Origin of the sequence: Leifsonia xyli subsp. cynodontis (assembly GCF_050632205.1) — a bacterium.
Classification (GTDB): Bacteria; Actinomycetota; Actinomycetes; order Actinomycetales; family Microbacteriaceae; genus Leifsonia; species Leifsonia xyli_D.
In genome coordinates, this window is sequence record NZ_CP192578.1 from 184,705 (window position 1) to 204,264 (window position 19,560).

At 70.8% G+C, this 19,560-nt stretch carries 18 protein-coding genes, 1 tRNA gene, 1 other RNA gene and 2 pseudogenes; 13 read left to right on the forward strand and 9 right to left on the reverse strand.

What is annotated here, in order from left to right; all coding sequences use genetic code 11:
* The first annotated feature begins 6 nt into the window (after positions 1-6).
* From yicI to ACQ86M_RS00955, 5 genes and pseudogenes are all read left to right on the forward strand, one after another.
* A pseudogene (gene yicI, locus ACQ86M_RS00935) lies at positions 7-2,270 on the forward strand (alpha-xylosidase).
* A 49-nt stretch (positions 2,271-2,319) separates the two neighbouring features.
* A pseudogene (locus tag ACQ86M_RS00940) lies at positions 2,320-3,500 on the forward strand (ROK family transcriptional regulator).
* A gap of 182 nt (positions 3,501-3,682) precedes the next feature.
* Positions 3,683-4,912 (forward strand): multidrug effflux MFS transporter, encoded by a 1,230-nt coding sequence (locus ACQ86M_RS00945; protein WP_431220279.1) that lies wholly within the window; start codon positions 3,683-3,685, stop codon positions 4,910-4,912.
* A gap of 171 nt (positions 4,913-5,083) precedes the next feature.
* Positions 5,084-5,797 carry a phosphatase PAP2 family protein gene (locus ACQ86M_RS00950; RefSeq protein ID WP_431220280.1) on the forward strand — a complete coding sequence of 238 codons (714 nt, stop codon included), beginning with the start codon at positions 5,084-5,086 and terminating at the stop codon, positions 5,795-5,797.
* A gap of 10 nt (positions 5,798-5,807) precedes the next feature.
* Positions 5,808-7,712, forward strand: a complete 1,905-nt coding sequence (locus ACQ86M_RS00955) for a helicase HerA-like domain-containing protein (protein ID WP_431246728.1) — start codon at positions 5,808-5,810, stop codon at positions 7,710-7,712.
* Here ACQ86M_RS00955 and ACQ86M_RS00960 read toward each other — a convergent pair.
* The 4 genes from ACQ86M_RS00960 to ACQ86M_RS00975 form a co-directional block, all read right to left on the reverse strand.
* Positions 7,709-8,536, reverse strand: coding sequence for an aminoglycoside phosphotransferase family protein (locus ACQ86M_RS00960; protein ID WP_431246729.1), 828 nt, complete (start codon positions 8,534-8,536; stop codon positions 7,709-7,711). The genes ACQ86M_RS00955 and ACQ86M_RS00960 overlap by 4 nt on opposite strands.
* Positions 8,533-9,351, reverse strand: coding sequence for a helix-turn-helix domain-containing protein (locus tag ACQ86M_RS00965; RefSeq protein ID WP_431246730.1), 819 nt, complete (start codon positions 9,349-9,351; stop codon positions 8,533-8,535). The genes ACQ86M_RS00960 and ACQ86M_RS00965 overlap by 4 nt, the downstream gene beginning before the upstream one ends.
* A gap of 131 nt (positions 9,352-9,482) precedes the next feature.
* Positions 9,483-9,956, reverse strand: coding sequence for a hypothetical protein (locus tag ACQ86M_RS00970; protein ID WP_431246731.1), 474 nt, complete (start codon positions 9,954-9,956; stop codon positions 9,483-9,485).
* A 160-nt stretch (positions 9,957-10,116) separates the two neighbouring features.
* Positions 10,117-12,405 (reverse strand): cell wall-binding repeat-containing protein, encoded by a 2,289-nt coding sequence (locus ACQ86M_RS00975; protein WP_431246732.1) that lies wholly within the window; start codon positions 12,403-12,405, stop codon positions 10,117-10,119.
* A 256-nt stretch (positions 12,406-12,661) separates the two neighbouring features.
* Between ACQ86M_RS00975 and ACQ86M_RS00980 the strand changes: the two genes are divergently transcribed.
* A complete protein-coding gene (locus ACQ86M_RS00980; RefSeq protein WP_431246733.1) occupies positions 12,662-13,156 on the forward strand; it encodes a hypothetical protein in 495 nt (164 codons plus the stop codon).
* Here the strand turns inward: ACQ86M_RS00980 and ACQ86M_RS00985 are convergent.
* The 4 genes from ACQ86M_RS00985 to ACQ86M_RS01000 all read right to left on the reverse strand — a co-directional run bounded on the left by ACQ86M_RS00985 (position 13,077) and on the right by ACQ86M_RS01000 (position 15,173).
* Entirely contained in the window at positions 13,077-13,385 is a 309-nt protein-coding gene (locus tag ACQ86M_RS00985) for a hypothetical protein (RefSeq protein WP_431246734.1), read from the reverse strand. The genes ACQ86M_RS00980 and ACQ86M_RS00985 overlap by 80 nt on opposite strands.
* Positions 13,382-13,705, reverse strand: a complete 324-nt coding sequence (locus ACQ86M_RS00990) for a hypothetical protein (protein ID WP_431246735.1) — start codon at positions 13,703-13,705, stop codon at positions 13,382-13,384. Before ACQ86M_RS00990 ends, ACQ86M_RS00985 begins: the two co-directional genes overlap by 4 nt.
* Positions 13,702-14,238, reverse strand: coding sequence for a flavodoxin domain-containing protein (locus ACQ86M_RS00995; RefSeq protein ID WP_431246736.1), 537 nt, complete (start codon positions 14,236-14,238; stop codon positions 13,702-13,704). The genes ACQ86M_RS00990 and ACQ86M_RS00995 overlap by 4 nt, the downstream gene beginning before the upstream one ends.
* A gap of 95 nt (positions 14,239-14,333) precedes the next feature.
* Positions 14,334-15,173: an alpha/beta hydrolase family protein gene (locus ACQ86M_RS01000; RefSeq protein ID WP_431246737.1), complete on the reverse strand. Its 840-nt coding sequence runs from the start codon at positions 15,171-15,173 to the stop codon at positions 14,334-14,336.
* 214 nt (positions 15,174-15,387) lie between these two features.
* Between ACQ86M_RS01000 and ACQ86M_RS01005 the strand changes: the two genes are divergently transcribed.
* The 4 genes from ACQ86M_RS01005 (at position 15,388) to ACQ86M_RS01020 (ending at position 17,781) form a co-directional block, all read left to right on the forward strand.
* Complete coding sequence (locus ACQ86M_RS01005; protein WP_431246738.1) at positions 15,388-15,963, forward strand: TetR/AcrR family transcriptional regulator; 576 nt, start codon at positions 15,388-15,390, stop codon at positions 15,961-15,963.
* Positions 15,964-15,973: 10 nt separating this feature from the next.
* Positions 15,974-16,675: a helix-turn-helix transcriptional regulator gene (locus ACQ86M_RS01010; RefSeq protein ID WP_431246739.1), complete on the forward strand. Its 702-nt coding sequence runs from the start codon at positions 15,974-15,976 to the stop codon at positions 16,673-16,675.
* A 56-nt stretch (positions 16,676-16,731) separates the two neighbouring features.
* The gene (locus ACQ86M_RS01015; protein WP_431246740.1) at positions 16,732-17,103 is read left to right on the forward strand and encodes a VOC family protein; all 372 of its coding nucleotides are present in this window, start codon (positions 16,732-16,734) and stop codon (positions 17,101-17,103) included.
* Positions 17,104-17,457: 354 nt separating this feature from the next.
* A complete protein-coding gene (locus ACQ86M_RS01020) occupies positions 17,458-17,781 on the forward strand; it encodes a hypothetical protein (protein ID WP_431246741.1) in 324 nt (107 codons plus the stop codon).
* 51 nt (positions 17,782-17,832) lie between these two features.
* Here ACQ86M_RS01020 and ACQ86M_RS01025 read toward each other — a convergent pair.
* Positions 17,833-17,920 (reverse strand) — tRNA-Ser (locus ACQ86M_RS01025).
* A 102-nt stretch (positions 17,921-18,022) separates the two neighbouring features.
* On the opposite strand from ACQ86M_RS01025, the gene ffs reads away from it, so the two are divergent.
* The 3 genes from ffs to ACQ86M_RS01040 all read left to right on the forward strand — a co-directional run bounded on the left by ffs (position 18,023) and on the right by ACQ86M_RS01040 (position 19,560).
* An RNA gene (ffs, locus tag ACQ86M_RS01030) (signal recognition particle sRNA small type) lies at positions 18,023-18,119 on the forward strand.
* Between the two features lie 116 nt (positions 18,120-18,235).
* Positions 18,236-18,907, forward strand: coding sequence for a DUF1254 domain-containing protein (locus ACQ86M_RS01035; protein WP_431246742.1), 672 nt, complete (start codon positions 18,236-18,238; stop codon positions 18,905-18,907).
* Positions 18,832-19,560, forward strand: coding sequence for a DUF1214 domain-containing protein (locus tag ACQ86M_RS01040; RefSeq protein ID WP_431220297.1), 729 nt, complete (start codon positions 18,832-18,834; stop codon positions 19,558-19,560). Before ACQ86M_RS01035 ends, ACQ86M_RS01040 begins: the two co-directional genes overlap by 76 nt.

Sequence of the window (19,560 nt, forward strand, 5' to 3'; positions counted from 1 at the left end):
CCACGCATGAAGTTCACCGATGGTTTCTGGATGCTGCGCGACGGCGTCACGCCGCTCTACGCCCAGGAGGCGTACGACGTGACCGCCGGCGACGGCACCCTGACGATCACCGCGCCCACCAAGGTCATCGAGCGCCGGGGCGACACCCTCAACCGTCCGACGCTGACCGTCACGCTGAGCTCGCCGCTTCCGGGCATCGTCGGGGTCCGGATCGACCACTGGCAGGGCGCGGCCCGTCAGCCGGGCTTCCCGCTCCGCACCGAGACCGGCCACGCGCAGGTCTCGGTGGACGACGAGGCGGGCTGCCTCACGTCGGGCGCGCTGACGGCGACGATCCGGCGGGGCGCCCCCTGGTCGCTCAGCTTCTCGACGGGCGAGCCCGGCTCGGCCGAGGAGCGCATCCTCACCGCCAGCGGCCACAAGTCGGTGGCGCACATGACGGTCGCCGGCGACGGCGCCTACGTGCACGAGCAGCTCTCGCTCGGCGTCGGCGAGCTCGTCTACGGGCTGGGGAGCGGTTCGGCCCGCTCGTCAAGAACGGGCAGACCGTCGACGTCTGGAACGCCGACGGCGGCACCTCCAGCGAGCAGGCCTACAAGAACATCCCCTTCTACCTGACCAACCGCGGCTACGGCGTGCTGGTGAACCACCCCGGTCACGTCTCGTACGAGATCGGCTCGGAGGCGGTGGAGCGCGTGCAGTTCTCGGTGCCGGGCGAGAGCCTCGAGTACTACGTCATCGCGGGGTCCACGCCCACCGAGATCCTGGAGCGGTACACCGCCCTGACCGGCCGGCCCGCCTCCGTGCCGGCGTGGTCCTACGGCCTCTGGCTCTCGACCAGCTTCACCACGGCGTACGACGAAGAGACCGTCACCTCCTTCATCGAGGGGATGGCGGAGCGCGACCTGCCGCTCTCGGTGTTCCACTTCGACTGCTTCTGGATGCGCGAGTTCAACTGGTGCGACTTCGAGTGGGACCCGCGCACCTTCCCGGACCCCGAGGGGATGCTCGCGCGGCTCCACGACAAGGACCTGCGCGTCTGCGTCTGGCTCAATCCGTACATCGGCCAGCGCTCGCCGCTGTTCGCCGAGGCCGCGGACGCCGGCTACCTGGTCAAGCGCCCGAACGGCGACGTCTGGCAGTGGGACCTCTGGCAGGCCGGGATGGGGCTGGTCGACTTCACCAACCCGGACGCGACGAGGTGGTACCAGGACAAGCTCCGCGGTCTGATCGAGCAGGGCGTCGACTGCTTCAAGACGGACTTCGGCGAGCGCATCCCCGTCGACGTCGAGTACTTCGACGGCTCCTCGCCGGAGCGCATGCACAACTACTACACGCAGCTCTACAACCAGGCCGTCTTCGATGTGCTCGAGGAGGCGCGTGGAGCCGGTGACGCGGTGCTGTTCGCCCGCTCCGCCACCGCAGGCGGCCAGCAGCTGCCCGTGCACTGGGGCGGCGACAACACCTCCAGCTACGAGTCCATGGCCGAGACCCTGCGCGGCGGGCTCTCGCTCGCTCTCAGCGGATTCGGCTTCTGGAGCCACGACATCGGCGGGTTCGAGGGGATGCCGGATCCCGGCGTCTTCAAGCGCTGGACGGCCTTCGGCCTGCTGTCGAGCCACTCGCGCCTGCACGGCAGCGACTCGTACCGGGTGCCGTGGGCCTTCGACGAGGAGGCCGTGGAGGTCACCCGGCGGTTCACCAAGCTGAAGATGCGGCTCATGCCGTACCTGTACGCGGCGGGCCAGGAGGCCCACGCGCAGGGCACGCCGGTCATGCGTCCGATGCAGCTGGAGTTCCCGGGTGATCCGGCCGTCGACTACCTCGACCGCCAGTACCTGCTCGGCCGGGACCTGCTGGTCGCCCCGGTGTTCTCGCCGTCGGAGGTCGAGTTCTACCTGCCGGCCGGCACGTGGACGGAGTTCTTCTCCGGCCGCGCGGTGGCGGGCGGACGGTGGATGCGGCAGCGGCACGGCTTCGACAGCCTCCCGCTGTACGTGCGCGAGGGCGCGGTGATCCCGCTGGGCGCCCGCGACGACCGGCCCGACTACGACTATCGCGACGGCCTGGAGCTCGTGGCGTACCCCGGCGCGGACGGCGAGCGGACCGTGACGGTCACGACTCCCGACGGCGCCACCGCCGAGTACACCGTGCGGCGATCGGGCGGCGAGCTGAGCGCGCAGGGCCCGACCGGGCATCCCTTCACGCTGCGGGATGCGGTCACGGGGCGGACGGCCGCCGCGGAGGACGGCGCCGCGACGGCGCGCTGACCGGCGGCGGGGCCGCTCCCCGGCGCCGCGACGGTACAGTTACGGGAAAATGGACAGCAGAGCGACGGCGGGCACGAACCTCGACACGGTGCGGCGGCACAACCTCGCCACCGTGCTCGGGATGGTGCACCGAGAGGGTGCGCTCGCCCGCTCGGCGCTGACCCAGGCGACCGGGCTGAACCGCTCCACGGTCGGCGCCCTCGTGGGCGAGCTCGTCGAGCTGGGCCTGGTCGAGGAGCGCCAGCCGGAGCAGAGCAACCGCGTCGGGCGTCCCTCCCCGCTCGTCGCCCCGGACGGGCGCGTCGTGGCGATCGCGGTGAACCCGGAGATCGACGCGGTGACGGTCGGCATCGTCGGGCTGGATGCGCACGTGCATCGCCGTGTGCGCTATCCGACCCGTCACATCCCCTCGGCAGCCGAAGCCGTTGCCATCGTCTCCGCCGTGATCGACGGGCTGCGGCCGCAGCTCGCCGCCGCCTCGCGGACGGTGGGCATCGGCGTCGCCGTTCCGGGACTGGTTCGCGAGGACGACGGCGTCGTGCGGCTCGCCCCCATCTCGAGTGGGCCGAGGAGCCGTTCGCCGCCCAGCTCGCCGCCGCGACCGGGTTCCCCGTGCTGGCGGCCAACGACGCGAGCCTCGGTGCGAACGCCGAGCGCCTGTTCGGCGCCGGCCGCGGCGCGAGCGACCTCGTGTACCTCAACGGCGGCGCCTCCGGCATCGGTGCGGGCGTCATCACCGCCTCCGTCCCCCTGACCGGCATCAGTGGTTACGCCGGGGAGCTGGGCCACACGCTCGTGAACTCGGCCGGCGTCCGCTGCCACTGCGGCGCGATCGGGTGCCTGGAGACCGAGGTCAGCCAGCACGCCCTGCTCGCGGTGCTCGGGATGGAGTCGGCCGACCCGGACGAACTGGAGCGCGCGCTCGCGGCGGCCGTCGAGGCGGGCGACCCCGACGTGCGGGCGGAGGTCGACCGCCAGCTCGGCTTCCTGGCGACGGCGCTGCGTACGGCGACGAACGTCTTCGACCCGCAGCTCATCGTGCTCGGCGGATTCCTCGGCGCGCTGCACGGTCTCGACCCCGAGCGGCTGCCGCGGCTCGTCGCCGAGCAGGCCCTGGCGGCGAGTGCGGAGGGGCTCTCGATCGTCCGCGCGGGGCTCGGCTCCGACATCCTGATGATCGGGGCGGCCGAGCTGGCCTTCCGGCCGCTTCTGACCGACCCGGCGGGATGACCGCATTGCGAATGCGCACGTTCACATTTCGTGGACGCGCGGTATAGAATCGTGCTTACCCGGTCGGTCGAATCGATTCGAAAACCGGGCTCTCCAGCACCGCGTGACAGACGCGGTGCTCTTCTCTTGCGTCCGACGGCGGGCGCGGCCGCATCCACCCCCGACTCGCCAAGGACTCTTTCGTGACCACCGTCGTGCATCCCGGAGACTCGCTCTCCGGCCGCCAGCGCCTCGCCTACATCCTGATCCTCGGCGCGCTCACCGCACTCGGTCCGTTCACGATCGACACCTACCTGCCCGCTCTGCCGACGCTGCAGGGCGACTTCCAGGTCTCGACCGCCGCCATCCAGCTCACGCTCACCGCCACCACGATCGGATTCGGCGTCGGCCAGCTGCTCGTCGGTCCGTGGTCCGACAAGATCGGCCGCCGCACGCCGCTGATGGTCGCGACCGGTGTGCATATCATCGCGTGCCTCGCGGCGGCGATCGCGCCCAACGTCGAACTGCTGGGCGTCGCCCGCGCGCTGCAGGGCATCGGCGCCGCGGCGGGCGGCGTCGTCGCGATGGCCATGGTCCGCGACCTCTTCGGCGGCCGGCCGCTGGTGCGGATGCTGAGCCGCCTGGCGCTCGTCAACGGGCTCGCCCCGGTGCTCGCGCCCGTGCTCGGCTCGTGGCTGTTGCTCGTGATGCCGTGGCGCGGCATCTTCGTCGTCCTCGCCGTCTACGGCGCCTTCGTCGTGACCTGCGTCGCCCTGTGGATCGTCGAGACGCTCCCGAAGGCGCGCCGCCACGACGCCGGCCACTCGACCGTCGGCCAGCGCTACAAGAACGTGCTCAGCGACCGGGTCTTCGTCGGCATCGCCATCGTCGGAGCGGCGAACTTCACCGGCCTGTTCTCGTACCTGTCGTCGAGCTCGTTCATCTTCCAGGAGATCTACCGGTTCAACGCGCAGCAGTACGGCCTGCTCTTCGCGGTCAATTCGATCGGCATCATCATCGGCGTTCAGTCCGCCTCGCGGCTCACCAAGTACGTCGGCCCGCAGTGGATCCTGGCGTGCTCGACCATCGTGATGTTCCTGGCGTCGGTCACGATCGTGGTGCTCGACCAGGCGCATGTCGGGCTCTGGGGGACTGTCGTCCCGCTGTGGTTCTTCATCGCGGCGTGCGGCTTCGGCTTCCCGTGCGTGCAGGTGCTCGCGCTGAACGCCCACGGCCATGAGGCCGGAACCGCGGCCAGCCTCCTGGGCGCGCTCAACTTCGGGACCGCGGGCATCGTCTCGCCGATCGTCGGCATCCTCGGCGTCGGCAGTGCGGCCCCGATGGGAGCGGTCATGGCGGTCTGCGCTCTGGTCTCCATCGCGTCCCTGTGGCTGGTGGTCCGGCCGCGCACGGTCCCCGAACTCGCGCACTGATCCTAGAGCCGACGCTGCCCGCAAGGATTCGTGACGAATGCACGGTATCCGGGACAGATAACGTGCATTCGTCACGAATCCTCGCCACTCTTCGCTGAGGCATCGACCGCGCGGGGACATCGGGCACGTGCGGGTAGGCGCTGCATGCCGCGGCGGGTACGTTGTCGTGTCATGAGCGCTGCCGAACCGACCCCTGTCAAACCCGACGCCGAGGGACACGACGTCGCCGGAGCAGCCCGGGTCACCCGACGCTGGCCGGTCGTGGCGGCATCCGTCGTGGTGGTGCTCGTCGTCGGGCTCGGCATCATCATCGCGCTGCGCCCGAAGCTGCCGTTCGGCGTCGACACCGAGTGGATGGGCGAGATCGTCGAGCACCGATCGCCGCTCTGGCTCGGACCGGCGCTGTTCTTCAACTACGCGGGCGGAGGGATCGTCGGGTCGTTCGTCGTCCCGCTGGTGATCTTCCTGCTGCTGCTGGCGTTCCGGCGGCCCTGGGGTGCGGCGTTCTTCGCGATAGCGAGCATCGGGTCGGTGATCTGCGTGCAGATCCTCAAGCACACCGTCGGGCGTGCGCGGCCGACGGAGATCCTGGTGCACGCCGACCTCGGTTCATTCCCGTCGGGGCATACCGCGAACGCGGCGACGATGGTCGTCGTGCTCGGCATCCTCTTCCCCCGGGTGTGGGTGTGGATCCTCGGGGTCGTCTGGGCCGTGCTGATGGCGGTGAGCCGCACCTACCTCGGCGCGCACTGGGCCAGCGACACGATCGGCGGCCTGCTGCTCGGCGCCGGCGTCGCCGTGATCGTCTGGACGCCGCTCGCCCACCGTCTCGCGCTGGAGGCGACGCAGCCGCATCCGTTCTTCCTGGCCCGCAGCCGCCAGTAGAGTGTGCCGCATGAGCGACCAGGACGCGCTGGCGGCGGCGCAGGCACAGGCCGAGGCGGCGGCGCAGGAGGCAGAGCGGCTGCAGGCGGAGGCGGCCGAGGCGGTGCGCCGGGCGCAGGAGGCGTCCGCGGCGGCCGAGGCACAGGCGGCATCCCTCCGGGAGGCGGCGCAGGCGCAACAGCAGTCGGCGCTGGCGGCGGCGCAGGCTGCGGCCGCTGCGGCCGCTGCGGTGAGCCCTCCCGCTCCGGATGCGCCCGCGCCGACCGGCCCGCTCGACGCATCGCAGGTGGAGGCGGTCCGCGCCGGCTACGCCTTCGACGGAGCGGCCCTCGAGCTCGGTGCGCTGCTCAACGGCGACCCGCTGCCCGGCGTGCCCGTGCGCATCCCTCTCGCCATGACGAACCGCCACGGGCTGGTCGCCGGTGCGACCGGCACCGGCAAGACGAAGACGCTGCAGGTGCTCGCCGAGCAGTTGGCCGCGGCGGGCGTGCCCGTCTTCGCGGCGGACATCAAGGGCGACCTCTCCGGCATCGCGGCGCCCGGCGAGTCGAACGACAAGCTCCTCGCCCGCACGCGGGGCATCGGCCAGGAGTGGACTCCGCGTGCGGCGACGACCGAGTTCTTCTCGCTCGGCGGCGTCGGCGCGGGCGTGCCCATCCGTGCGACCGTGGCCGGATTCGGCCCGCTGCTGCTCTCGAAGGTCCTCGGCCTGAACGACACGCAGGAGTCGAGCCTCGGCCTGGTGTTCCACTACGCCGAGGAGGCCGGGCTGCCGCTGCTCGACCTCGGCGACCTGCGCGCGGTGCTCACCTACCTCATCAGCGACGAGGGCAAGGAGGAGCTGACCGGCCTCGGCGGACTGTCGAGCGCGACCGTCGGCGTCATCCTGCGCGAGCTGATCGCCTTCGCCGACCAGGGCGCCGACGCGTTCTTCGGCGAGCCCGAGATCGACACGGCCGAGTTCCTCCGGCTCGCCCCCGACGGCACCGGGATCGTCAGCCTGCTGGAGGTGCCGGGCGTGCAGGACAAACCCGCCCTGTTCTCCACCTTCCTCATGTGGCTGCTCGCCGACCTGTTCAACGACCTGTCCGAGGTCGGCGATCTCGACAAGCCGAAGCTGGTCTTCTTCTTCGACGAGGCGCACCTCCTGTTCCGGGATGCGTCGAAGGACTTCCTGGCGTCCATCACGCAGACGGTCCGCCTCATCCGTTCGAAGGGTGTCGGCATCTTCTTCGTCACCCAGACCCCGAAGGATGTGCCGTCCGACGTCCTCGCCCAGCTCGGGTCGCGCATCCAGCACCAACTGCGCGCCTTCACGCCCGACGACGCCAAGGCGCTGAAGGCGACCGTCTCGACGTATCCCACCTCGGGCTACGACCTCGCGCAGGTGCTGCAGTCGCTCGGCACCGGCGAGGCCGTGGTCACCGTGATGAACGAGAAGGGCGCACCGACCCCGGTGGCCTGGACCCGGTTGCGGGCTCCGCAGGGCTCCATGTCGCCCGCGCCGGAGCAGCAGGTGCAGGCCACCATCGCCGCGTCGCCGCTGCAGGTGACGTACGGCACGCCGCTCGACCGCGACTCCGCCCGCGAGATGCTCGGCCGGAAGCTGGAGGCCGCCGCGGAGGCGGCCGCCCGGGCGGAGCAGGAGGCCGAGGCGGCGAAGGCCGCGGCCGCTGCGCAGAAGCAGGCCGCTGCGCAGGCGAAAGCGGACGCCAAGGAGCGGGATGCGGCGGAGCGCGCCGCACAGAAGGAGTACGACCGCATCCTGCGCCAGACCTCGCCCCGGGGCACGACGCGACGGACGACCTCGCGCTCGCAGAAGACGGTGCTGGAGCAGGTGCTCGGCTCGAAGGCGACGCGCGACATCCTGGGCAGCGTCGTCGAGGGCATCTTCGGCACCCGCCGCCGGCGCTAGCCGCCGAGGAGTTCCCAGGCCCGCCGAGCCACGCCGAGCGCGGCCGTGTCGTCGCCGCCGCTCTGCAGCGACCAGGTCGCCGAGAGACCTCCCCAAGCGAGCGCCCAGCGGAGCACTCGCCGCTCCGGCGCGGACGTCTCGGCGGCGATCACGGCGACCGTCCGCTCGAGACGGCCGGGCACGAGGGCGGTGGACGCGTCCGGGTTGCAGAGGATGTTCGCCACGTCGAAGCCGGGGTCGCCGTGGAGGGGCTTCGGATCGATGGCGCGCCAGCCGCCCGGGCCAAAGTCGAGCACGTTGCCGTGATGGAGGTCGCCATGGAGAACCACGTCGCCGGCCGGATCGGAAAGCAGGTCCTCGGCGACCGCGGCCGCCTGGGCGAACAGCTCCGCATCCACACCGGCGTGCGGCCCGTCCAGGAGGTCGCGGAACCAGCGCCGCAAGCTGAAGAGCCCGTCCGGGCGGGGCGGAGTGCCGGCCTCGTGCAGCCGCAGCATCGTGCGGCACAGGATGCGCGTCGCCTCGTCGTCGCCCTCCGGTCCCGATCGCGACAGGGCAGCGAGGTCGTGCACGCCGGAGGCGCGCTCCAGCAGCGCTGCGTCGCCGTACCGGGCCAGCACGGTCGCCGCGCCGCGCCCCTCCCACCAGGCGAGCACGTCGGTTCCGACGCGCTCCTCCGCCGACGTCGCGCGCTTCAGGAACAGCCCCCGCTCTCCGCGGCTGACCGGCTGCAGGACGCTGGAATCCGTCGCGAAGGCCGGCCCGTCGGCCGCGAGACCCCACCGCTCGCGCAGGGGCGCCAGTGCGGCGTCGGCGTCGCTCATGTGGACCGCCCGGCGGCCGCGTAAGCGCCGGGTGTCGTGCCGACCACGGTCGTGAACTCCCGGCTGAAGTGCGCCTGGTCGGTGTAGCCGAGTTCGGCCGCCAGTGCCGCGATCTGCGGCGGGGCTTCCGTGCGCAGGGCGGCCGCCGCCTCCTGGAGCCGGTAGCGCTGGATCAGCCACTTCGGCCCGAAGCCGATGTGCCCGGCGATGAGACGCTGCAGGCGGCGCACGCCCATCCCGAAGCGGTCGGCGAGCTGCTCGACGCGCAGCAGGTCGCGGTCGCCTTCGACCTCCGACACGATGCGGTCCACGAGTCTCGCCTCGTCGCCGGGCTCGCGGAGTGCGTCGAGCCAGCTCTCGAACGCTGCGACGGCGGCGTCGTGGTCGTCGCGCACCATCGCGTCCTGCACCGCCCCGGTCATCCGGGCCGCGCCGGTCACCTGCAGGCGTGGCAATGGCAGCATCATCGGCAGGGAGCGGATCGACGACCCGGCCCAGCCGCGCGCGGTTCCGGGATGCAGCAGCACGCCGAACGCCCATCCCGAGCCTTCGAGGGTGCGCGACGAGAGCCCGCGGTGCGCGCGGTGCAGGGCGGCGGAGGTCGGCTCGACGACGAGGTTCGCGGTGGGGTACTCGAGGACGTCCTGGCGGATGCTCGTGCCGGCCGGGAGGTGCCACCGGGGAAGCCAGTAGTGACGCACGAAGGCTGCTGCGCGACCGGACGGCGCGCGGCGTTCGATGCCGACGGGCGACGTATCGCTGCCGGGGGTCAGCAGGCCCTTACTGCGCGGTTCCGCGTCGATCCGTGCGCTCACGGTGTCATCCTGGCACGGAGCGGCGCCTGCAGACCCGGGTCAGCGCCCCATGCGGATGCGCTCGAACCAGTACAGCAGCTTCGGCCACCCCCGCCGGAGCTCGTTCAGTGTCAGCGGCTCCTCCGGCCGCGTCACCGGCACGTCGAGCTCCTCGGCCACGCGCTCCATGTCGGCCTGCGACCAGAACTGCCCGCGCATCCGGATGAGCAGCCGGCCGCGCTTCGACGCGACGAACAGCTGGGGAGCACGTCGAGCGTGCTCGACTCGTACACCTGCACCAGGATGACGCTCCCGGCTTCACCGGGTGCCACATGCACCGTCCGCCCGAAGAAACCGCGCTCGCGCACGCCGTCGGGTCCGACGGTGATCGTCGTGTTGAGGAACGACGCGACGCCGACGACGGTGGCCCCGATGACGATCAGGTGGGCGACGAGCACGAACGGCCAGCCTGGCCCCGGAATGGTCAGCCAGTACACGACCGCGAAGACCGGAGTCGTGAGGGCGAGAACGGCGATGATGCCCCGCAGGAACAGATGGCGATGGGGGCGCAGCACGGTCACGCGGGTCGCCCCCGCATCCCGGCCCACGTCAGTCTGCTCACTCACTCACTGAGCCTCACCCATCCTGCGGCCTCCCGGTAGCGGCATTTTGGGGGACACCCGTATGGGGGTGCGCCCGCCCGACCGGCGCATCCACTCATCGCTCGACGGGAACGGCCGCCGGAGCGAGTGCTCCGGCGGCCGTGAGATGTAGCGGTGGCGGCGCTCAGTGTCCCGAGGCGGCCTGCCCGCGCGGGTCCACTCGCAGCAGCGACGACATCGGCTGGCCGGACGGAGTCGCCGCCCCGCCGGACGCGTCCGCCTTCTTCGCCGTCAGCGGCGCGCTCGCGGGGTACGTCGGCGCGATCACCGAGTAGCCGCCGCACGACTGCAGCCCGGACACCGCCGAGCCGAGGACGGCCGACCCGCCGACCAGCGTGACCTTGGTCGCGCCGAGGAAGTACGTGTCGTCCAGCGTCCGTTGCGGCACGCAGTATCCCGGGGCGATGAAGAGGGGCGAGCCGCTCTTGCCCGACCACGCCGACGCGCCCAGTGCATCCGGGAAGTTGAGCCCGTTGGCGAGGATGACGCGGCTGCTGGTGCTGAACGCCGACTCGACGATCTGCTGCGACGACTCGAACCGGTCCGCGCCGGCCAGGTGCAGGACGGTCATGCCGGGCAGCGATGCGAAGGAGGACACCAGCGAGGGCGACATCACGGCCGAGCCGCCGATGATGACGACCTTGGTGGTGCCGAGCGAGGTCAGCAGCGACTTCGTCGCCGCATCCACCGACGTCGTGTTGCCGTTGACGAGCAGCAGCGGTGCGTTCAGCTTGCCGGCGGCGCCACCCGCGCTCAGCGAGTCGGGGAAGTTGAGGCCCGTCGCCACGTAGACCGTGGGAGCCGTTGTGAACGTGCTCTTGATCACGGCCTGCGAGGTGCCGAAGCGGTCGCTGCCGTAGACGCGCTTCACATCGGGCGACAGCTTCTGCAGAGCGGAGAGCACCGCTGCGCTCACCACCGCCGGCCCACCGACGACCACGATGTGGGCCGGGTGGAGGCGGCTGATCTCCGTCGCAACCGCGGTGGGGAGGTAGCTGGGCGCGGTCAGCAGCAGCGGGCCGGAGTCGTTCGCGGCCGCCGGACCGCCGGACAGCGCGTCCGCGAACGAGATGCCGTTCGCGACGTAGACGGTGCCCACGGCGGAGGGATCCGGGTAGGCGGCCTTCGACACCTCGACGGAGGTCGTGAAGCGGTCACTGCCCGCGGTGCGGTTCACGGTGACGACGCGCAGCGTGTACGTCTGCGTGACCGAGTCGCCGGTCGGAGCGTTCGCCTTCAGGCCGAATGTGTACGTGCCTGGAGTGGTGGCCGTGCCGGTGATGGCGCCGGACGTGGCGTCGCCCAACAGGGACAGCCCCGGCGGGAGCGTGCCGGAGGCGATCGAAACGCCCAGCGGCGCTCCAGTGGACAGGGACCACACGTTGAGGTGCTGCTTGTACGGGGTGCCGGCCGGGACGACGCCCGAGGCGCTGCCGAGAAGCGAGATCGGCTCCCAGTAGGCGAACACGTTGAGCCCTGCGCCGAAGAACACCGTGTTGGTGAAGACGTCGACGGAGATGTCCGGCACCGTCACGTTGGCGCTCAGGCTGGCCCAGTTGCGCGCGACGCCAGTGTCCGTGTCGATCCGGAACAGCTGACTGCCGTTCTGGCCGATCACGGTCTGCGTGGACGGGTCGATGCCCAGTGCGGTGACGCCGAAGCCCCAACCGCTCGGGACGGGGATGGACGTCGCCGAGGCGCTCGTCCCGTCGATCACGGTCACGGCGTTCGAGCCGGCGTAGCCGAGATACGTCTTGTGGTTCGCGGGGTCGACTGTGATCGCCACCGGGCTGCCGGGGGCCGGCACGGTGGCGGAGACGGTGCCGGTGGCCTCGCTCACGAGCGCGACGCTGCTCGCCGCGCCGGTCACGTAGACGATTCCGGCCGCCGAGTCGACGCCGACTCGTCCCGTCTGCCCACCGACAGCGACGGGCGTCCCCGCGGCGACGGTCGCCTCGTCCACCGGGACCACCGTGCCGCCGGATCCCGTGGAGACGAAGACCTTGCCGGTCGTGTGGTCGACGGCGAGGTCGCGCAGGTCCCCGGGGATGGTGACGGAACCCGTGACCGTGTAGGTGCGCTCATCGATGCGGGAGAGCGTGTTCGTACCGGCGTCCAGCACCCACACGAGCGATCGCGTGGGGTCAGCGTCGAGCTTCAGGGAGTGCGATCCGCCGAAGTTGATGCGGTGGGTGACCTCCTGCGTGAATTCGTCCAGCACGTCGACGTCGTTGTCGACGCTCAGGAAGATCTGAGCACTGTACGAGTCGGCGACGAGGTCGTCGATGTCCGACCACATGCTCCTCATGAACGCTTGCTGGTAAGCGGCTGTACCGCTGCTCGTCCCCGGGTTGGCGGAGGCAGGAGCGACACCGACGGCGAGCCCCGCGGCCACCAGCGCGGCGACGGTCACCGCGCCGAGCGTGCGACGGCGAGAGCGTCGGGGCTCCGCTTCCAATCGGTCGGGGGACAGGAGGGAGGCGGCGCGATCACGCAACGGCTGCTCACTTTCGGACGGGGCTCGTTCTCGTGGGCGAGCGTCCCGTACAGTCCATACCTTGCGACCGGTTTGGCTCTACCCCAGTACGGGGGACTTTCGGCACACGCCGCGCGCACCCCCACGGCCATCATGGCATGAGAGGTGGATGCCGTCGGCCGAGGGGGATCACGTGAGCATCGATGAAGCCGCGGCCGGCCCGGGCGGTACCGTCCGGCGGGGGCCGTCGTCCGCATCCCGTCGCGCCGGCTACGCCATCGCGATCGCGATCAACGTGCTGCTGCTGTGGGCCGTGGAGGTCTGGCCCGGCTGGCGATCGTTCGGCGTCCTCACGCCGGACGCTGCCGCCGTCATCCCCTGGGTGGACGCCGCCCTGATCGCCTCCATCGTGGTCAATCTCCTGAACCTGATCTTCGACCGGCGCTGGCTGAAGGCGGTCGGCGACCTGGTCACGTCCGGCATCGGCCTCATCGCCGCCGTCGTCATCTGGGACGTCTTCCCGTTCGATTTCAGCTCGGTGGGCGACACCTGGGCGGTGATCGTGCGGATCTTCCTCATCCTCGCGATCGTCGGGTCGGCGATCGCCATCATCGTGGCGCTGGTGACGCTGGTCCGGCTTCTCGTGGTGCGCCCGGACCGAAGAGACGGTACGCGGTCGGCGCCGTGAGCACCGCGACGGTGAGCGCCATCAGCACGCCCGCCAGCACATAGAGGAGCACCAGCGTCCCGACCGGCGTGGTCTCGTCGACGATCGGCGAGGGAGCGAAGGTCCACAGCACGCCGGCGGCCCACGCTCCCATGTTCACGGGGATCCAGCGGGCGCTGTGCGGGCGTCGGAGCGCCGCCCACTGCGCTGTCGGGATGGACGCGACGATGACCAGCGCGCCCAGGATCACGAGGGGAGAGGCGGGAACTCCGGGAGCAGGCTGACCAGCATCCCGACCGCCCACGCCAGGGCTGCGGCAGCGCTGGTCGCCCCGATCCAGGCGGCAGGCCGGGGCTTGCGTTCCCGCATGGCCAGGAACTGGGCTGTGCCGAGCAGCGCACCCTCAACCGCGCCCGCAGCGACGACGATCGGGTATCGCGCGGGATCCGACAGTCCCGCGGCTGTCACCCCGGCCGCGACGGCCGCGGCGAACGCGAAGCCGGCCGTCTCTCCGGCGGTGACCAGCAACGTCCAGCGGAGGAGGAACCGCGAGCGGTCGGTGCCGCTCACCTCCGGCTGGTCGCGTGCAGCTCATCGGCGACCGACGTCGCCCATGCGTCGATGACCGGCCACTCGCGGAAATCGCCCTGCGGCAGGAGGTCGCGGGCGGCCGGCATCCAGGCGAAGACCCGGTCCGGACCGCGGAGCTTCTCGTGGTCGACGGCTCCGCGGAACACCTGCGTGCCGCGTGGATGCAGAAGGCCCGCATACTCGGCGAACTGCTTCGGGGCGGCCGCCTCCAGCACGTCCTGCCCCTTGTCGTCCACTTTCTCCGTGCCGACCGGTCCGCTGGCGAACAACCACACGGGATGGGCGGCCAGCTCGTCGGCGTTCCGTTTGATGAACCGTCGTGCCGCCTTGCGCCAGGTGAACTCGTAGGTGGCCGACCCGACGATGTAGGCGTCGAATCCGGCGACCTCGACCAGGTCGTCGCACCTGCGCACCTCCGCATCGACACCGTGGTCGCGCAGGACCGTCCCGATCCGCTCCGCGATCCCTTCCGTGGCACCGTACTTGCTCGCGTACGCGACGAGCACTCTCATGGCTGCTGCCCTTTCATCGGCCGTGCACCGCTTCGGTCACCTGCACCGTATGGCGGGTGCCGGAGTGGCCACAGGGCCGAAGGTCATGCGCCTCGTCAGGCCGCCTTGCGCTCGATCAGGGCGACGTCGCCGGTCGATCCGCGAACGGCCGTGACGGCGTCCGTCCACGCCGAAGGGTCGACGGACAGGGCGGACCGGAGGTACGCCGTCGTGAGCCGCTGGAGTACGGCCACGCGCTCCGGGCTCTCGTCCGTGGTCTCCGCCACCTCGTACCCCGGGATGCCGCCCAGCGAATGCTCCGCCCCGACCAGGGTCACGAGATCGGTCGCCCCGGGGCTGAGGGTGAAGGCGTCCGTGAACCAGTCCGGCCCCCGGCTCGACATCCGCGACTGGTCCCTCTCGCCCGCGACCACCAGGGTCGGAGCGGTCAGCTCGTCGAACGACGGGTACATGAACGGGAAGTTGGCCTGAGCGAATGGATGCAGGTGCGGCCCTCCCGTCCCGGTCGCCGCCAGGAGGATGCCGGCGGAGACGCGCCGGTCGGAGAGGTCGCCTCCGACGGATCCGTCCGCATTGAGGACGCGGGCACCGAGCAAGGATTGCGTCGTCTGCGCTCCCCAGGAGTGCCCGACCGCGGCGACACGGCTCGCATCGATCCGGCCGCGCAGCCCGGGGATGGCCGACGCGATGGTGTCGAGCTGGTCGAGGGCACGCTTCAGGTCCAGGATGCGCTCGGTCCAGATCAGCGGGAAGCGCGGGTCGTCGAAGCCGATCCCGTTTCGCCGTGAGTCGAGATGGGTGGGCTGGATGACGACGAATCCGCGAGAGGCCCAGAACGACGCCAGCGGGGCGTAGCCGTCGTGGTGCCAGCCGTTGCCGTGCGAGAAGAGCGCGACGGGGAGACCGCTGCCCTCGACCGGCGCGGAGACGCGCACCTGGAGGGGAGTGGTCGCCCCGCGGAGGCGAGGCCGACCGGCGCGACGGAGATGACCGGGCGCTCGGGCCGCGCAGTGGCCTCGAGGTCGGCGATGAGAGAGGTGGACATGGGGAAACCTTTCCGACGCTGCGATAATGAAACGGAGCGTTGTTCCACAACTTACCGGAACAGTGTTCCGGTTATGCCGGCCCACCACAGAGAGGAGATCCGCCGTGAGCGAAACCGCGCCTGTGGCCCGGAAGCGGTCCGATGCGCAACGCAACGAGCGGGCCCTCCTCGATGCTGCCGCCGCGGTCTTCGCGGTCTCGGGCGTCGACGCCCCCGTGCGCGACATCGCCGCCCGCGCGGGAGTCGGAGTGGGCACCATCTACCGCCACTTCCCGACGCGGCCGGCGCTGGTGGTCGCCGTGTACCGTCACCAGATCGAGGCGTGCGCAGAGGCCGGACCGGCCCTCCTGGAGGAGTGCGCTACCGCCGAGGATGCGCTGCGCCGCTGGGTCGACCTGTTCGTCGACTTCCTGGTGACGAAGCACGGCCTCGCCGGTGCGCTCCAGGGCGGCGACGAAGACGCCGGCGGGCTCCATGCGCTGTTCGTCGAGACGCTGGTCCCCGTGTGCGGGTCGCTTCTCTCGGCGGCCGCCGCGGAAGCGCATCCCGAACGCCCCGAGCACGACCCCTACGTGTTCTTGAAGGCGATCGGCAACCTGTGCATCGGCGCGGCCGGTGACCCCGCGTACGACGAGCGCGCCGCAGTCTCCTGGCTGATCTCCGGCGCGCTCGCCGGGTGATGATCGTCGCGTGAACCGCACCGACCGCCTGTACTCCCTGGTGGAGGAGCTGCGCGCCGTGTCCCCGCGCCCGCGGAGCGCCCGGTGGCTGGCCGAGCGCTTCGAAGTCTCGGTCCGGACGATCGAGCGCGACCTGTCGGCCTTGCAGCAGTCGGGCGTTCCGATCTGGGCCGAGCCGGGCCGTACCGGCGGGTACGCGCTGGACGCGGCGGCCACCCTCGGCCCGATGACCTTCACGCCCGACGAAGCGCTCGCGCTCCTCGTCAGCCTCGGCGCCCAGCTGCGGGGCCCGTTCCGGCAGTCGGCGGCCGCCGCCCTGCGCAAGGTCCTGGCGGTGATGCCCGAGGCCGACGCGCGCCGGGCGACCGCCCTGGCATCGCGCGTGCACTTCCTCGAGCCCGAGGGCGATGACCCCGTCCCGCCCGGCTTCGCCGAGGCGCTCAGAGCCGACCGCGTGGTGCGACTGCGCTACCGGGACCGCGCGGGCGCGATCACGGAACGCGACGTCGAGCCGCTCGGGACGATCGGAAAGGACGGTAATTGGTACCTCATCGCGTGGTGCCGGGTCCGTGACGGAGTGCGGGCGTTCCGCGGCGACCGCGTGATCTCGGTGGAGGTGACAGGCGAGCGTCCGACGCCGCGCATCCTGGGCCGCGAGGAGCTGGGCATCGCTTACGGGACGCTGCGATCGGTGGCGGACGGCATCCGCTGAGGAATTCTGCGAAACACCGACAGGACGGTGTCGCGGTCGCGTCGGATGCTCGGGATATGGCATTCGCATCGATCCGCATCATCACCGACCACCTCGACCCGATGGTCGACTTCTATGAACTCGTCTTGCAGCAGGCGGCCCAACGTCCGGCTCCCGTCTTCGCGCAGTTCGCCGGTCCGGGCGGCACTCTCGCGATCGCGTCGCGCTCGACCGTCCAGATGCTCGGCGGCGAGCTCCTGCCGGGCGAGAACCGCTCGATCGTCATCGAATTCGAGGTGCCCGACGTCGACGCCGAGTTCGAGCGGCTGCGGCCGGGATTGGACGATATCGTGCTCCCGCCGACCATCATGCCGTGGGGCAACCGCTCGACGTTGTTCCGCGACCCCGACGGCAACCTGGTCAACCTCTTCAGCCGTCCGGCGGCCTGACGGGTTCTGGGCCCGGAGGTGCGGTTGTACCGCTCCTGGCGCAAAGGGGCACCGGGGCCGAAAACGATGAGGACCGTCACGTCGTCCCGAACGAAGACCGAGGCGGCTGTCCTCGGCCACGATCGGCGACGATCAGGTCGGACGTGCCCCTTCGCAGTTGTCCTCAATCGAATTGACGCTCTGGCTGCGAGGCGCATAGCTTCGCGTTTGCGGAGGGCACGAGTCTCTTCGCGTGTGAAAGGAAGTCGCGTTGAAGATGACGAAGAGGGGCCGTGTCCTGCCTTGCGTAGGAGAGTTGCCTCGCTGATCGCCGCGGTGCCGCTATGCCTCCTTCTTGCTGGTTGTGGGTCCGCGGTGATCCAGCCGTCGGCGCTGGTGGCGCTGTCACTGGACGTTGCGAAGTCGCAGCTGCCTGCGGACACCACGGTTCTCGTGTACGACGTTTCCGAGGCGGTCCTTGGCACGGAGCCGACCTATGTCGACCGCGGTGACGACGGCGCCTGGTTCGTGCTCGCTGCGTGCACGACCGACGGCAAGCCGGTCCAGGAGAACGGTACGAACCTCGCGATGGCCATCGTGCCGAAAGACGAGGTCACGAAGGAGATTCGGGCCAAGTCACGGAAGCACGACTACAACGACCTGTTGGTGGAGTGCAAGCAGAGCAGCAACTCGCCATGACGGAATAGCAGGAAGGCGACTCAAGGGAGACCTATGTCGCGACTCAAGAGATGGCGGAGAATGGGGGATTCGAACCCCCGAGGGCTTGCACCCAACACGCTTTCCAAGCGTGCGCCATAGGCCACTAGGCGAATTCTCCTGGCGCTGCCTTCCGCTCTCGCGGCCGGCGGCTCACAGTATCTTACTTGATCCTCGGGAGCCCCCGCGCACGCGCGTCCCAGCCGCACCCGCTACACTTGTACCCGGCTCCCCACGTGGCGCCATCCAGGCCAACTCCCCCAGGGCGGAAACGCAGCAAGGGTAACCGGGCTCTGGCGGGTGCGTGGGGGGTCTTTTCTGTGTCCAGCCATGCGTCACCGGCGCCGCGTATATTGAGCCGAACAGCCGCGTCAGTTCTACGCCCTGTAGAATGAGTCGCGTCTTCCGTGGATCGATGGATGGACGGAGAACCCGAGTGACCGAGCAGCTGACCGAGCTGGCGACAGAGGCGTACGTGGTGGGGTTCCCGCTCGTGTTCGACCTGGAGCAGGTGGTTCGGTTCACCCAGGAGGGGATCGGCGGTGTGCCCGCCACCCCGTACAACGCCTTCGGGCATGCGCGCCGGCTGGCGGGGCCGGAGGACACCTTCGTCTCCATCAACAACGACACCCTCTACTCCATCGCCCAGGTCGACCTGGGCGTGGGCCCGATCCGGCTCAGCGTGCCGGAGGCGGGTGACCGCTATTACGTCCTCCAGTTCGTCGACGCGTGGACGAACAATTTCGCGTACATCGGGACGCGGGCCACCGGAGGCGGAGCCGGGGAGTTCCTCCTCCTGCCGCCCGATGCCGGCGACCCGGACGGCCGCATCCCCTCGATCCGCTTCCCGACCCGCGTGGCGACCATCGTCGGCCGCTGGGCCGTCGACGGCGAGGACGACCTGCCGGCCGTGCACGCGCTGCAGGACGCCCTCGGGCTCACGCCGGTCGATGAGACGTCCCCCGTGCCCCAGGGGTTCCCGCCGTCGCCCCCGGCGAGGATGAGGCCCTCGACTTCTTCGAGAAGTTCCGCGTGTGGACGCAGGCCTTCCCTCCCGCGGAACGCGACCGCCCGGCGCTCGACTCCTACGCCCCGCTCGGGCTGGTGAGCCCCTACACCGTTGCCGAGCAGCCGGAGGGGGTGCGCGATGCGCTCGTGCAGGGCTACGCCCTCGGTAAGGAGGCGCTCGAGTCGGCCCTGCAGACCGGGGTCGTGCCGATCGACCACTGGCAGGTCAACCTCCACGTCTTCGACTACAACCTCGACTTCTTCGAGCTCGGCGCCATAGACGCACCCGAGTGGAAGATGGCCGACCCGCGCACCCGCTACGCGCACCGGGCCGCGGCCGCGCTCGGCGGGCTGTGGGGCAACCACGCCTACGAGGCGGCCTACCTCATGACGTACGAGGACGCCGACGGCGAGCCGCTGAGCGGCGATCACGTGTATCGGCTGCGGCTGAGCCCGACCCCGCCGGTCGGCGCGTTCTGGTCGCTGACCATGTACGACCTGCCGCACTACTACCTCGTCCGCAACCCGCTGGGCCGCTACTCGGTGGGCGACAGGACGCGCGGGATCGTGTACGACGACGACGGAGGACTGACCATCACCATGAGCGCCACCCGACCGGCCGACGAGAAGGCCGCCGCCAACTGGCTGCCCACCCCGGAGGGCCGTTTCCGGCCCATCCTGCGCCTCTACGCGCCGGGCGACGACGTGCTGGACGGGCGCTGGGAGCTTCCCGCGATCGAGCGGATCGCCTGA

Bases quoted from the DNA above. Each gene is read 5' to 3' on its own strand.
- ACQ86M_RS00960 (WP_431246729.1), bottom strand. From the start codon at position 8,536: ATGAGCGACGCCGACGCCGCACTGGCGCCCCTGCGCGAGCGGTGGGGT.
- ACQ86M_RS00955 (WP_431246728.1), top strand. From the start codon at position 5,808: ATGAGCGACCAGGACGCGCTGGCGGCGGCGCAGGCACAGGCCGAGGCG.
- ACQ86M_RS01015 (WP_431246740.1), top strand. From the start codon at position 16,732: ATGGCATTCGCATCGATCCGCATCATCACCGACCACCTCGACCCGATG.
- ACQ86M_RS00995 (WP_431246736.1), bottom strand. From the start codon at position 14,238: ATGAGAGTGCTCGTCGCGTACGCGAGCAAGTACGGTGCCACGGAAGGG.
- ACQ86M_RS00950 (WP_431220280.1), top strand. From the start codon at position 5,084: ATGAGCGCTGCCGAACCGACCCCTGTCAAACCCGACGCCGAGGGACAC.